This is a genomic window from Novosphingobium sp. BL-S-19 (assembly GCF_055521675.1).
This window is the reverse complement of record NZ_CM145497.1, coordinates 1,799,102-1,812,073: the sequence shown is the minus strand read 5'-3', so window position 1 is coordinate 1,812,073 and position 12,972 is coordinate 1,799,102. Positions and strand designations below refer to the sequence as shown.

At 62.8% G+C, this 12,972-nt stretch carries 11 protein-coding genes; 9 read left to right on the top strand and 2 right to left on the bottom strand.

Translation table 11 applies throughout. The features are described 5' to 3' along the window. The first annotated feature begins 60 nt into the window (after positions 1-60). The 3 genes from ACZ1JV_RS07620 (at position 61) to ACZ1JV_RS07610 (ending at position 5,553) form a co-directional block, all read left to right on the top strand. Entirely contained in the window at positions 61-1,371 is a 1,311-nt protein-coding gene (locus tag ACZ1JV_RS07620) for an amino acid permease (protein WP_465139189.1), read from the top strand. Positions 1,372-1,637: 266 nt separating this feature from the next. After that, positions 1,638-3,824: a TonB-dependent receptor gene (locus tag ACZ1JV_RS07615; protein ID WP_465140302.1), complete on the top strand. Its 2,187-nt coding sequence runs from the start codon at positions 1,638-1,640 to the stop codon at positions 3,822-3,824. Between the two features lie 16 nt (positions 3,825-3,840). Further along, positions 3,841-5,553: an amidohydrolase gene (locus tag ACZ1JV_RS07610; RefSeq protein WP_465139190.1), complete on the top strand. Its 1,713-nt coding sequence runs from the start codon at positions 3,841-3,843 to the stop codon at positions 5,551-5,553. Positions 5,554-5,971: 418 nt separating this feature from the next. Here the strand turns inward: ACZ1JV_RS07610 and ACZ1JV_RS07605 are convergent, their stop codons facing one another. Continuing rightward, a complete protein-coding gene (locus ACZ1JV_RS07605; RefSeq protein ID WP_465139191.1) occupies positions 5,972-6,247 on the bottom strand; it encodes an HU family DNA-binding protein in 276 nt (91 codons plus the stop codon). Between the two features lie 276 nt (positions 6,248-6,523). Here ACZ1JV_RS07605 and ACZ1JV_RS07600 point away from each other — a divergent pair, with 276 nt between their 5' ends. Next, on the top strand, positions 6,524-6,754 hold the full coding sequence (locus ACZ1JV_RS07600; protein ID WP_465149048.1) for a hypothetical protein: 231 nt from the start codon (positions 6,524-6,526) through the stop codon (positions 6,752-6,754). Between the two features lie 92 nt (positions 6,755-6,846). Here ACZ1JV_RS07600 and ACZ1JV_RS07595 read toward each other — a convergent pair whose 3' ends face one another. Continuing rightward, complete coding sequence (locus ACZ1JV_RS07595) at positions 6,847-7,197, bottom strand: metalloregulator ArsR/SmtB family transcription factor (protein WP_465149047.1); 351 nt, start codon at positions 7,195-7,197, stop codon at positions 6,847-6,849. 84 nt (positions 7,198-7,281) lie between these two features. Between ACZ1JV_RS07595 and ACZ1JV_RS07590 the strand changes: the two genes are divergently transcribed. From ACZ1JV_RS07590 to ACZ1JV_RS07570, 5 genes are all read left to right on the top strand, one after another. Beyond that, positions 7,282-8,259: an acyl-CoA desaturase gene (locus ACZ1JV_RS07590; protein ID WP_465149046.1), complete on the top strand. Its 978-nt coding sequence runs from the start codon at positions 7,282-7,284 to the stop codon at positions 8,257-8,259. Positions 8,260-8,262: 3 nt separating this feature from the next. After that, positions 8,263-9,594, top strand: a complete 1,332-nt coding sequence (locus tag ACZ1JV_RS07585) for an SRPBCC family protein (protein WP_465149045.1) — start codon at positions 8,263-8,265, stop codon at positions 9,592-9,594. Between the two features lie 77 nt (positions 9,595-9,671). Beyond that, the gene (locus ACZ1JV_RS07580) at positions 9,672-10,904 is read left to right on the top strand and encodes an FAD-dependent oxidoreductase (protein ID WP_465149044.1); all 1,233 of its coding nucleotides are present in this window, start codon (positions 9,672-9,674) and stop codon (positions 10,902-10,904) included. Then, entirely contained in the window at positions 10,901-11,317 is a 417-nt protein-coding gene (locus ACZ1JV_RS07575) for a thiol-disulfide oxidoreductase DCC family protein (RefSeq protein WP_465149043.1), read from the top strand. Before ACZ1JV_RS07580 ends, ACZ1JV_RS07575 begins: the two co-directional genes overlap by 4 nt. After that, positions 11,314-12,939: a DUF4166 domain-containing protein gene (locus ACZ1JV_RS07570; protein WP_465149042.1), complete on the top strand. Its 1,626-nt coding sequence runs from the start codon at positions 11,314-11,316 to the stop codon at positions 12,937-12,939. Before ACZ1JV_RS07575 ends, ACZ1JV_RS07570 begins: the two co-directional genes overlap by 4 nt. The last annotated feature ends 33 nt before the right edge of the window (positions 12,940-12,972 follow it).

The following is a 12,972-nucleotide window of genomic DNA, read 5'->3' as shown; positions in this document are numbered from 1 at the left end:
CACGATGTACCTGTTCCGGAGGCGCAGCCCGACCTGCGTCACACGCTCAAGCAAAGGCACATGACGATGATCGCGCTGGGGGGCGTGATCGGTGCGGGACTGTTCGTTGGCAGCCGGGTGGTGATCCAGTCGGCCGGGCCAGCGGCCAGCATTTCGTTCCTGCTGACCGGGCTGCTGGTCATTCTGGTCATGCGCATGCTGGGCGAGTTGGCGACGGCGATGCCGACGATCGGTTCGTTCTACGAATACGCGCGGATCGCATTGGGTGACATGGCGGGGTTCCTGACCGGTTGGATGTACTGGTATTTCTGGGTCATCGTCGTCGCGCTGGAGGCGATCGCGGGGGCGGACCTTATCCGCTTCTGGCTGCCCGAAGTGCCGCAATGGCTGCTGGCTCTGACGCTCATGCTGGCCCTGACAGCGAGCAACCTGTTTTCGGTCCGCTCCTATGGCGAGTTCGAGTTCTGGTTCGCCTCGATCAAGGTGGCCGCCATTGTGGTTTTTCTGGTGCTAGGCTCCCTGTTCGTTGCGGGCATGTGGTTCACCCCGGGGCCGGGGCTCGCCAATCTGACCGGACATGGCGGTTTCGCGCCGAACGGGGTCTTGCCGGTGCTGACCGGCGCCGTTGCGGCGACCGGGTTTTACTTCGGCGCCGAGATCGTCACCATCGCCGCCGCCGAAGCCGACGAGCCTGCCAAGGCCGTCGCGAAAGCGACCAATTCGGTGATCAGCCGCGTGCTGCTGTTCTATGTCGGCTCCATCGTGCTGGTCGTGGCGATCATCCCGTGGAACTCGGCGACGATCGCCACGCCTTACGTCAGCGCCTTATCCGCGATGAAAATTCCGGCGGCGGCGCAGATCATGAATGCGATCATCCTGACGGCCGTGCTTTCCGCGCTCAATTCGGGGCTCTATGCCTCCTCGCGCATGCTTTTCGCGCTGACCCGCAACGGCCATGCCCCGGCGTTTCTGGCACGGGTGAGCGGGAACGGCGTGCCGGTGGCGGCGACGCTGGCGGGCAGCGGTTTTGGCTTCGTCGCGGTGTTCATGTCCTATGTGTCGCCGGACACGGTCTTCGCGTTTCTGGTCAATTCCTATGGGACGGTCGCGCTCTTCGTCTATCTGCTGGTTGCCTTCTCGCAATTGCGCTTGCGCCGGCGGCTGGAGGCTGAAAGCCCTGAGCGACTGGTCGTGCGGATGTGGCTGTTCCCTTGGCTGACTTACTTGGCGATTGCGGGGATGCTCGCGATCCTGGCGGCGATGGCGTTCATTCCCGACCAGCAGCTGCCGCTCCTGATGGGGGCGGGAAGTCTGGCGATCATCTCGCTCGGCTATGGTCTGGTTCGAAGGCGGCAGCCGCTGCCTGCATAGCCTTTCTGGCCATTTTGCACCGCAACATATTTCAAGGGCGTTCGCATGACGAACGCCCTTGTTTTTATTGTATTTTACCGAATTCTGGAACTATCGTTCGTGGCCGACTGGACCAAGACTTTGTGCTGTGGTGCGGCATTATCGACCCATAACGAACGGGTCGGCGGGGATGCCGGAACTCCGGGTGAGGGTGCCTCCAGAAACTTTCCATGGGGGTGATGGCAATGAATTGTTTCACGAAAAAGTCGGTTCGCCCTTGCTTGAGGGTGGTAGTATTCCTGGGTGCTTCGGCGCTCGCATTTCCGGCGCTGGCGGCAGAGGCACCCGCTTCTGACGAGGCCGTGCAGGACGGTATCGGCGAGATTACCGTAACGGCACAAAAACGGACCGAGAGTGCACAGAAAGTGCCGATCTCGATCCAGACCTTCGGCGCCGCGACGCTGGCCGAGATCAATGCTTCCAAGCTTCAGGATATCGAGATCGCCGCGCCTTCGCTCACGTTCGGCGACGGCAGCGAACAGGGGCGTGCGGGCATTCGCGGGGTGATCGATTACTCGCGCAATGCGGGCTACGATTCCCGTGTCGGCCTCTATATCGACGGGGTCTATCTCAGCCGATCATGGATGATGAACCAGACGCTGCTGGGCATCCAGCAGGTGGATGTGCTGCGCGGCCCACAAGGTACGCTCTTCGGCAAGAATACCGATGCGGGGGCGATCAGCATCACCACCCGCCAGCCCTCACACGACGCCAACGGAGAGTTCGAGGGCGAGTACGGCAACTTCGGCCACTGGAAGGTCGCCGCGCGCGTCAATGTGCCGCTGGGTGCCGATGCCGCCTTGCAGCTTTCCGCCACGCACCTTGAGGACAAGGGCTATTACCACAACGACTATCTGGGCACTCGCAACCAGGGCGTGAATTCCGATGCCTTGCGCGCCCAGCTTCTGGTCGAGCCTGCGGCAGGCGTGCGGGTGACGATTGCTGCGGACTATGTGGCGGACCATAATTCCACGCTGCACTATACCTACGTGCCGACGCCGGGGACGAACCCCTATCACTTCAATTCCTACTATGATGACCGCGCCAACCGGAAGATGGGCGGCATTTCGGTAACCGGTGAAGTGGAGCTTGGCGGCGGCTACGATCTGACTTCGATCACCGCTTTCCGTTCGGGGAAGCAGGATATCGATTTTAATAACGAGACCGGTACGGTGCCCTATCTGACCGTCCACTTCAAACCCAGCACGGACCAGTTTTCGCAGGAACTGCGCATCGCCTCGCCGGTGGGCGAGCACTTCGATTTTGTTGCCGGGCTTTATTACTTCTGGGGCCGGAACGTCGACCGCACGGTGTCGTCTTATGGCGCGGGGCTTGCCTATTTCGGCTATCCATATTCGCTCTATGCCGGGCTCGACATGCCCTCCTATGCTTCGGTGACGACGAAGTCTTACGCGGGCTTCCTCAATGCCAATTACCGCATCAACGACGTGATCGAATTTTTCGTCGGCGGTCGCCTCACCTATGAGAAGAAGACACTCGACAACCTGACGACCTTCGATCCATACGGTATCTTTACGACGCCGTTGGACGGCTATTCGCAGAAGATGGGCGATACCTTCTTCACTCCCAAGGGCGGTGTGAACCTACATCTGTCGAACGACGTGCTGGTGTTCGGCGCCGTGGGCAAAGGCTTCAAGAGCGGGGGTTTCAACACCGAAGGCACTTCGGCTACCACGTTTGCCGCCGGGATCAATTTCAAGCCGGAAACCGTGGTCAGCTATGAACTGGGCCTCAAAAGCCAGTTCTTCGGCCGCCGCGCCCGGCTCAACGTCACCGGATTCTATCAGAAGTTCGACGACTATCAGGTCTTCACGTTCGTTGAGACGCAGTTCGCCGGTGCCACGCGCCTGACCACCAGCCTTAACAATGCCGGCAAGCTGGTGTCGAAGGGCGTGGAGGTTGACGCCACGCTGGTGCCGGTCACCGGCCTCACGCTCTCGGGCAACTACACCTACAACCTCAGCGAGTTCACCAGCTATCCTGGCGGCGGCGGCATGTACAACGGCATGCTGCTCGATGCCGACGGCTCGCAGGCGCCCTATGCGCCCAAGCACAAGGCCTACCTCTCGGCGAGCTATACCACAGCGCTGGGCATTGCCGACCTGAAGCTCACCGGACATTTCGGCTATAGCGTCGTGTCCTCGCAGAACTTCGATCCCAAGGTGGTGAACCCGCTCTATCGGGAAGCCTATTCGATGGCCGGTTACGACCTTGCGGACGCCAATTTGACACTCGCCGAACAGGGCGGCGATTGGTCCGTGTCGGTCTGGTCCAAGAACCTGTTCGACAAGGATTATATCAAGTTCGCCAATGTGACGGCGCTGCTGAGCAACCGGGCGCTGATGTACGGTGAGCCGCGCACGATCGGTGCAACCTTCCACTACAACTTCTGATGAAAGAGGCTCTCGCATGAACGCCAAGACCACGTGGACGGCGATCCGGGGAACTGCGGCGCTCTCGCTGGCGCTGCTGGCGAGCGGCACGGCGCTGGCCGCGCCGGGCCCGGTGGCGGACATGGTTTTCCTGCACGGCACGGTCATTCCGATGACCGCGCCCGATGCGAAAGCCAGCGCGCTGGCGGTCAAGGACGGTAAGATCCTGGCCGTCGGTAGCGATGCCGAGGTCGGGAAGTTGAAAGGCAAGGCGACGCAGGTTGTCGACCTTGCTGGGCGAACCCTGCTGCCCGGTTTCATCGACGCGCATGGCCATATCACCATGCTGGCCCAGCAGGCGGACCTTGTCGCGCTGTCGCCGCCGCCGGTGGGCGGGGTGTCGAGCATCGCCGGGCTTCAGGAAGCCTTGCGCGCCTATATCACGGCGCATCCCCAGGGCTGGATAATCGGCTCCGGCTATGACGATGCGGAACTGGCCGAAAAGCGCCATCCCACCCGGCAGGAACTGGACGCAGTGTCGACGGATCGGCCGATCCTGATCATGCATGCTTCCGGCCATCTTGCCGCCGCCAATACCAAGGCGCTGGAGATGGCCGGACTGCTCCACCCGGACAAGGACCCGCCGGGCGGCGTCATTCGCCGGGAAGCGGACGGCAAGACCGCTTCGGGCGTGATCGAGGAAGGCGCGCTGTTCAAGCTCTACGGGCTGATGCCGCAGCCCACGCTCGATCGGCAACTGGAGCAACTGGCCAAGGCCCAGCAGGTCTATGCCAGCTACGGGCTCACCACGGCGCAGGACGGGGCGACCATGCACGCGGCCTGGGATCTGCTGCAGGCCGCCGCCCGGCGCAAGGCTCTGTTCCTCGACGTTCATGCGCTGCCGCTGCTCAACCAGCCGTGGGACGGCTTCGATGCGATCCCCTTCAACGCGCCTTACGTCGATCACTTGCGCGCTGCCGGTGTGAAGATCATCGCCGACGGCTCGCCGCAAGGTCGCACCGCATGGCTGAGCCATCCCTATCATGTGCCGCCCGAAGGCAAGGGCGCGGATTATGCCGGTTATCCGCAGTTGAAGGACGAAGCGCTGCGGGCGATGCTGGCCAAGGCGGACGAGCATGGCTGGCAGGCCTATATCCATGTCAACGGCGATGCTGCGATCCAGCAGTTGATCGATGCCGTTCGCGCGGTGGGCCAGCAGAGCGGCACACCCATGCGCCGGACCATCGCCATCCATTCGCAGACGGCGACGCTGGACGAACTCAAGGAGATGAAAGCGCTCGATATCGAGCCGACTTTCTTTGCCTCGCACACCTATTACTGGGGTGACTGGCACCGCGAAGTGACGCTTGGTTCGGCCCGTGCAGACCGGATTTCGCCGCAGCGCGATGCCTTCGACGTTGGCCTCAAACCGTCGATCCACAACGATTCCCCGATCGTTCCGCCCGACATGATCCGCCTGATCTGGTCCGCGGTCACGCGACGCACGCGTTCGAACGATATCCTCGGCCCGGAGCAGCGGGTGACGCCTTACGAGGCGCTCACCGAAGTGACGCGCAATGCCGCTTACGAAATCCACGAAGAGGCCGCCAAGGGTACGCTTGAGCCGGGCAAGATCGCGGATCTGGTCATTCTCGACAGCGATCCCCTGACGGTCCCGCCGGAAGACCTACTCAAGGTAAAGGTTCTGGGGACCGTCAAGGACGGCCATTATATCTTCGGAGAACCCTGAAGGGTCGCAAAGGGCGCAGATATGTAGCCCCGGGCCGGGCTGGAGCCGTTTGCGTACCAGCCCGGCCTCAGATTTTTGAGGCCGTCTCGACCGCAAATCACGACAATTGGAAACGACAAATCGTTCAGGTTCATCCGAAACTGGGTGAATGGACGGCCGCTAATCGGGGATATGAAACGACCTGCTCTAGGGCGGCTCTGTCGGCGGACATCCTCGGCGGGGTAGGGCGGTATTGGCAGTTCGCGAACCTGTGAGAATCTCACCGATCGAGGTAGTCGTCCCTGAGCAACTTTAGACTGATTGACGGCGGCAAAGCGGATGCAACGGCGAGATGCGGTGGTGCCGATGCTCTAGGCACATGGAATAGGACGGCATGCCGCTTGGAGATGACCTGCCGTCCTATTCACACAGCGTTGCCTTAGCCGTTCAACTTGTCCTTGATGGCCTTGGCGGGGGCGAACGCCAGCTTCTTCGAAGCTGCGATCTGGATGGTCTCGCCCGTCGAAGGATTGCGGCCTTCGCGAGCCGGGGAGTCCTTCACTTTGAACTTTCCAAAGCCGTTCAACGAAATTTCCTCGCCCGCAGCCGCGGCTTCAGCAATCGCAGCGAAGATCGCATCTACAGCCTTCTTTGCATCAGCCTTCGTGCCGCCAGCTTCCGCAGCCAGCTTATCGGCGAGGTCCGAATTGTTCATGGTCGTATTCTCCTGCTGTGATGACTGAATTCCGCTGAGAGAACTATAGCGAGCCACACAGGTCAGCAATGTCATCCCGCCAACGGCTGTGCACAGTTCACCCGAGCTTTGTGGCTAGGCATACGTCCCGCTGCGGCCCAGGATGGTTAGATCACGGCAGTGAGCGAATGTCGGGATCGGCCAAATCCAGCCCCCGCAACCAATCACAAAAAACCCATTCCAATGAAGCGCTGCATTGCAGGTTGAAATGTGCAGTGGGCAATGCCGATTTTGTTCATGTCGGACGCGATCGCTATCGCTATCGCTATCGAAGACGGTTTCTACAGCAGGCGCATGAAAGCCTGGTTCCAGCAGCTTGAGGATCAGGCGGACCGACTGCGGGCAACGCTGGAAATCGATCGCGATCGGTTGCAATCCCTGACAGTGAGGGCGGACAATGGCGCAAAAAGCGCCGTCGCCGCAGTGGGTCATTCACGCCCCATGCCGGACACGGCAAATCTCACTTAAGCTGCTGCTCGATGATGTACGGGATGAAATAGCGCCCGACTTTTAAGTCGGCGACTTGCGCTGAGACAGGCAGATCTCAGGATGCGCAAACGTCAATTCGAGTCAGTTTCCTGTTCGTCGCGCTTTCGTACATCGCTCACTTTTTTTGCAGCGATTTTGGCACTCTCGGCCTTCAGCGGGCGAGAAACCGGGCACACTTCCTGGGCATAGCTGTTGAGCGTGTTGAGCAGGTTATCTGGGACCAGTCGGTAGAACACGAACTGCCCCCGCTTTTCGCTCGCGACCAGTCCAGCATTTTCCAACACCGCCAGATGCTGGGATACCGCAGGCTTCGACATTTCGAACCGGGAGGCGATATCGCCGGCACTCAGTTCGGCATGGCTGAGGTACGCAAGAATCTTACGACGCGGCGTTGACGCCAGGGCTTCGAACACTTTCTGCATGAGGCCTTATTTAAGGAATGAGCTAATCACTTGACAAGGTCCTTTAGGTAATTAAGCAATGAACTAATTACCTCGGAGGTTGCGATGCCCGATGTGCTCCCCAGCCAAGCCCCGTCCTCGTCGACCGAGACCACGGTGAACAGTTTGGTCGAAATTGCCGGTTGCAGCCCGGTCGAGGGGGCGGTTCGATGGGATCCGGTCCATTCGACTTGGAACGGGAGCATGATGGCAATCTCGCTCGTGCTGGCGCCGGTCTTCGTCAGTTGGTCGGCTCTGGGCGCGTTCCTTGTGCTGACGGGGGCATCGCTTCTGCTGGGCCACAGCATCGGCTTCCATCGTCTGCTGATCCATCGCAGCTTTGCGTGTCCGCTGTGGCTCGAACGAGCGCTCGTGTTGGTTGGCACTCTGGTCGGCATGAGCGGGCCCTTCTGGATGATCCGCACCCATGACCTGAGAGATTGGGCGCAGCGGCAGAGCGATTGTCACGACTATCTTGCGCATCGGCGCCCCATGTTGGTCGACGCTTGGTGGCAGTTACATTGCCATCTCGATTTGGCGGCCCCTCCGGCGTTCGATCTTGGGCGGGCCGGGGAGGATCGCTTCTACCGTTTCCTTGAGAAGACCTGGATGGTTCAGCAGGTTCCGGTGGGAATTGCCCTGTATCTCGCCGGAGGTTTGCCATGGGTGATATGGGGCGTGTGTGTCCGGGTGAGCGTGTGTGTTACCGGCCACTGGTTCGTCGGCCACCTTGCGCACAGGCGCGGGCCGCAATCGTGGCTGGTAGATACCGCAGGGGTGCAAGCGCACGACGTTCCCTGGGCCGCGATCCCCACCATGGGCGAGGCTTGGCACAACAATCACCACGCTTTCCCAGGCTCGGCGCGGATCGGGCTCTACCCAGGGCAAAGCGACTGGGGCTATCGGGTGATCGAAGGGTTGGAGAAGCTGGGCCTTGCCTGGGACGTCGTCACGCCCGACACGATGGCCGCGCGTAAGGACCTGCGCCCGGTAACGTTGCAGGACCGGCCCGAAAGACGGTTCTCACAAGCGGCGAGGGCTTGAGCCATGCGCAAGCTGCTTTCCTTCGAGGGGCAAGTCTCACCGCTGGTCTATGTTCTGGCCGCGCCGGTGCTGTTGCTGACGCAGAACCTCATGGTGGCGCTCTGCTATCGTTGGCGAGGCGCACCGCTCCAAGCCGATGCCGGGTTCTGGCTCCTTCCGCTGCGCCGTCTGGCACAGATGCCTGGTGTTACGGCCACGCAGGCCGCGACGGTATTCGCACTGGGGTTCATGGTCGCCTGGGCCTTGGCCGCCCTCTCGTTCCGCCGCGCGAACTGGTCGGGGCGCGGGCACAGGCTGAGCCTGTTCGCCATCTTTCCCGTGATTCAGATAATCGTTGTTACAATTCTCTGCGCAATGCCGCGCCTGCCCGAAGGTTCGGAGGAGCAACAAGGCGATGAGGCGGATCGGGCCCAGGTCCTGCAAGGCGTGCTGGCTGGCGTGGCGATCATCGTCGTTGCCGTGCTGATCTCTGCTTTGACGTTGGGCGCCTATGGTTGGGGCCTCTTCGTCGCAACGCCCTTCGTGGTCGGGATGACGACCGGGTATATCGTGAACCGGCGTGTCCCGCAGACCGGCGCGCGGACCTTGGGACGGGTTCTCGTGGCCGGCGCCTTGGGCGGGCTCGCATTGCTCATGTTTGCCCTGGAGGGCTTCATGTGCATCGTCCTGGTCGCGCCGCTCGGTCTGGCGGCCGCAGCGATCGGCGGCGTCTTTGGCCGGGCTATCGCTTTGTTCGGACATGACGGCAACAGACCGCTGATGTCCGTCGCGGTACTTCCGGCCCTGTTCGCGCTCGAAGCAAGCATGCCGCCCGCGGTGCCTATCGATACGGTCGAGAGCATCGACATCGCCGCCTCGCCGAACGCGGTGTGGCAGGCGATCACCAGCGAAGCACCCATTGGCCTGTCGCCAGGGCTCCCCGGACTCGCGGGGCTGGCTTACCCCGTCCGCAGCAGTCTCAAGGGCGAAGGCGTCGGCGCCACGCGCCTCGGCGTGTTCTCGACAGGGACGGCGGTGGAACGTGTGACCGAATGGAAACCTGGCCGCGTTCTGGCCTTCACTGTCCTTTCGCAGCCCCCCGCCATGGAAGAGATGAGCCCCTATCGCCATCTGCATACCCCGCACCTGACGGGGTATGTCGTCACCGGAGACACGAAGTACGTCCTTCTACCCCTGCGCAACGGCGGCACGAGGATTACGCTGCAGGCGCGGACCGTGCTGCGCATCGACCCGATCGCCTATTGGGAGCCGATCGCCCGCTTGGCCTTCCATCTGAACGTCCGCCGGGTGCTCGCCAGCGCCAAAATTCAGGCTGAGGGGCAAAATTTTCAATGAACGGACGCTTTCCGGGAGGAATGGCCATTTACGCCGGCCCTCTTGGAGCGATCCTCATCCTGGGGTAGGCAGCAAGGATGCGGGGGCTGAACATTGCGATTGCCGGCTGTGGGCCGTGCGGGTTGGCGGCGGCGCTGCTGCTTCATCGTGCAGGACATCACGTTACCCTGTTCGAGCGGTTCGAGACACCCCAGCCTATCGGTTCAGGACTGATGATCCAGCCTACGGGGATGGCAGTCCTCGCCAGGCTTGGCTTGCTTGACGCGGTCCTGGCCCGCGGCGCACGGGTCGATCGGTTGTTCGGGATGGCGGGCAAGCGGGTGGTGCTCGACGTCCATTACGCTGCGCTGCGCCGTCCGGACACGTTCGGCATCGGAATACACCGAGCCAGCTTGTTCGCGGTCCTGCACGAGGCCGTGCTGCGGTCGGGCATTCCTCTTCACTCCGGACGCACTTTGGCCGGAAGTACGCTGCTTGGGGAGCATCGCGCGTTGCGCTTTGCCGATGGCCAGGCGAGCGGCCCCTACGAACTCGTCGTTGACGCGCTGGGCACGCGGACGCCGCTCGCTCCGCCGACGGGCCGGGAACTGGCTTATGGGGCGCTGTGGGCCAGCCTCGACTGGCCCGACGGTGCCGGCTTCGATCCCCACACTCTTGCCCAACGCTACGACCGGGCGAGCATCATGGCAGGCGTACTACCCATCGGGACACCACCGGGCATGACTGTGCCCAAGGCGGCTTTCTTCTGGTCTCTCCGGGCGGATAGGCTGGACCATTGGCGCGCGGCTGGGCTGCCCGCGTGGAAGGCACGGGTCGCCGCGCTCTGGCCCGATTGTGCTGCGCTGCTCGACCAGATCACCGACCCCGACCAATTGACCTTCGCTCGCTACGCGCATCGAACCCTGTCCTCCCCGGCAGAGCCGGCGCTGGTCCATATCGGTGATGCGTGGCATTCCGCCAGCCCGCAGCTGGGGCAAGGCGCCAACATGGCGCTGCTCGACGCCTGGGCGCTGGCCCGTGGTCTGGAACACGCGAGCACCGTCGACGAGGGAGTTCGGCACGGGATCCGGCTGCGCCGCCGCCACGTTCTGACGTATCAATGGCTCACTGCGCTGTTTACCCCAGTCTATCAATCCGACAGCCGTCTGCTGCCATTGATCCGCGACCGTCTTGTCGGCCCCCTGTCAAAATTATGGCCAGCCACAGCCATACAGGCGTCAATGGTGAGTGGACTGGTCGGCAACCCGCTGCGGCCACTGGAGCTGGAAGGCGAGCTTCAGATGGCTATGCCGGCCGTGGAAGCCGCATGACCATCACTGTGCACAGCGGCGACCACCCGATCGTCGTGTTCGACGCGATGTGCGTGCTGTGCTCCGCCAATGCCACTTTCATCCTGCGGCACGACCGGGACGGGCGTTTCCGATTGGCATCGATGCAGGGCGAAGCCGGGGCAGCGCTTTATCGCCGGTTCGGGATCGACCCAGCCAATCCGGAAACGTTAATCGTGGTTGAGGGCGACCGGGTCTTGCGGGACAGCGATGCGGTGCTGGCCATTTGGGCAGGCCTTGATCGTCCGTGGAACGCGCTGGCGGTGCTGCGGATCGTGCCGCGCTGGGTGCGCGATCCGGTCTATCGCTGGGTTGCGCGGCATCGCTACCGACTCTTCGGGCGAAGGTCGGCCTGCTGGATACCGACGCCCGAGCAAGCCGGCCGCATTCTGTGACCCGCATCCTGCTCCTTGGTGGCTATGGCGGTTTTGGCGGGCGGATCGCCCGGCGCCTGGCTGCGGCAGGGCACGAGGTGCTGGTCGCGGGCAGGTCTTTGGGCAAGGCGCAGACCTTTTGCGGGGAAACGCCGGGCCTGATACCGCTGGCGCTGGACCGAAGCCGGATCGCCGGGGCGCTGGAGCAGCATATGCCTGCCATGGTGGTGGATGCATCGGGCCCGTTCCAGGCGATGGACTATGCCATTCCCAAGGCCTGCATCGCCGCCGGGGTGCATTATATCGACATCGCCGACAGCCGCGATTTCGTGTGCGGTATCGCGGTACTCGACGCTGCGGCGAAAGAGGTCGGGGTCGTCGTCCTTTCCGGCGCGTCAAGTGTGCCAGCCTTGTCGGGCGCAGCCGTGCGTCATCTCGCCGGCGGCATGGACAGGGTCCGATCGGTCGAAATGGCGATCAGCGCGTCGAACAAGGCGGCGGCGGGTCCGGCCGTGTCGGCGGCGATACTGGGCCAGGTCGGGCAGCCCCTGCGCCTGTGGCGGGGGCAGCGCTGGACGCAAGCCTCCGGATGGCAGGAGATGCATACCGCGCGGTTCGAATGCGCGGGGGCCGAAGCGATCGCGCGGCGCAGCGTTGCGCTCGTCGACGTGCCTGACCTTGCTCTCCTTCCCTATAGACTGGCAGGTCGTCCCGCCGTCGTTTTTCGCGCGGGCACGGAGCTGGGGTTTCAGAATTGGGCGCTGTGGTTCGCGAGCTGGCTGGTGCGCACGCGCCTCGTCGCATCTCTTGCGCCGTTCGCATGGCTCCTCAACCCGCTCCAGACACTCACCCGCTCGCTCGGCAGCGATCGCTCCGCCATGATCGTGCGCCTGTTCGGCGATGCGGACGGACAACGAGTGGAGCGGCGATGGACGCTGATTGCGGAACGCGGGGATGGGCCGGAAATACCGACTTTGTCCGTCGCGCCGATCGTCGCGCGCATCCTTTCGGGCAAGGAGGCGGCGGGCGCGCGCGATGCCGGCGAGGCGCTGACGCTCGACGACTATGCCGATGCGTTCAGGCAGTTGACCATCCACTGCTGCACGCAGGAACTGACGGCATCGCCCTCCTTGTATGAGCGCGTGATGGGCGATCGTTTCGCGCACCTGCCGCCGGAACTCCGCGCCATCCACGATGTGCACCGCGATGGCGGCGCGACGGGGGAAGCGCACGTGACCGGCGCCGCGAACCCCATCGCCGCATTCGTCGCCCGGATCGTGGGTTTTCCAAAACCTGGCCTCCATCGCCTGCACGTCCATTTCCGGGAGAGCGGCGGGCGAGAAACCTGGACGCGCGATTTCAGCGGACGGCGTTTCCACAGCCAGCTCAGTCAGCGCGGTTCCCTGCTTGTCGAGCGGTTCGGTCCCCTGCGCTTTGCCTTTGATCTTCCCAGCGACGCGCAAGGTTTGAGCATGGTGATGCAGCGGTGGTGGATCGGCCCGCTGCCTTTGCCGAAATTCATGGCGCCGCGCTCGGCCGCGAAGGAGTGGAGCGAAGACGGGCGTTTCCATTTCGACGTCCCCATTGCGCTGCCGGTGATAGGACGACTGATCCATTATCTCGGATGGCTGGAGAGAGCGTAGAGAGCGAGATATGCAAGCATCCGTTTCTCTGTC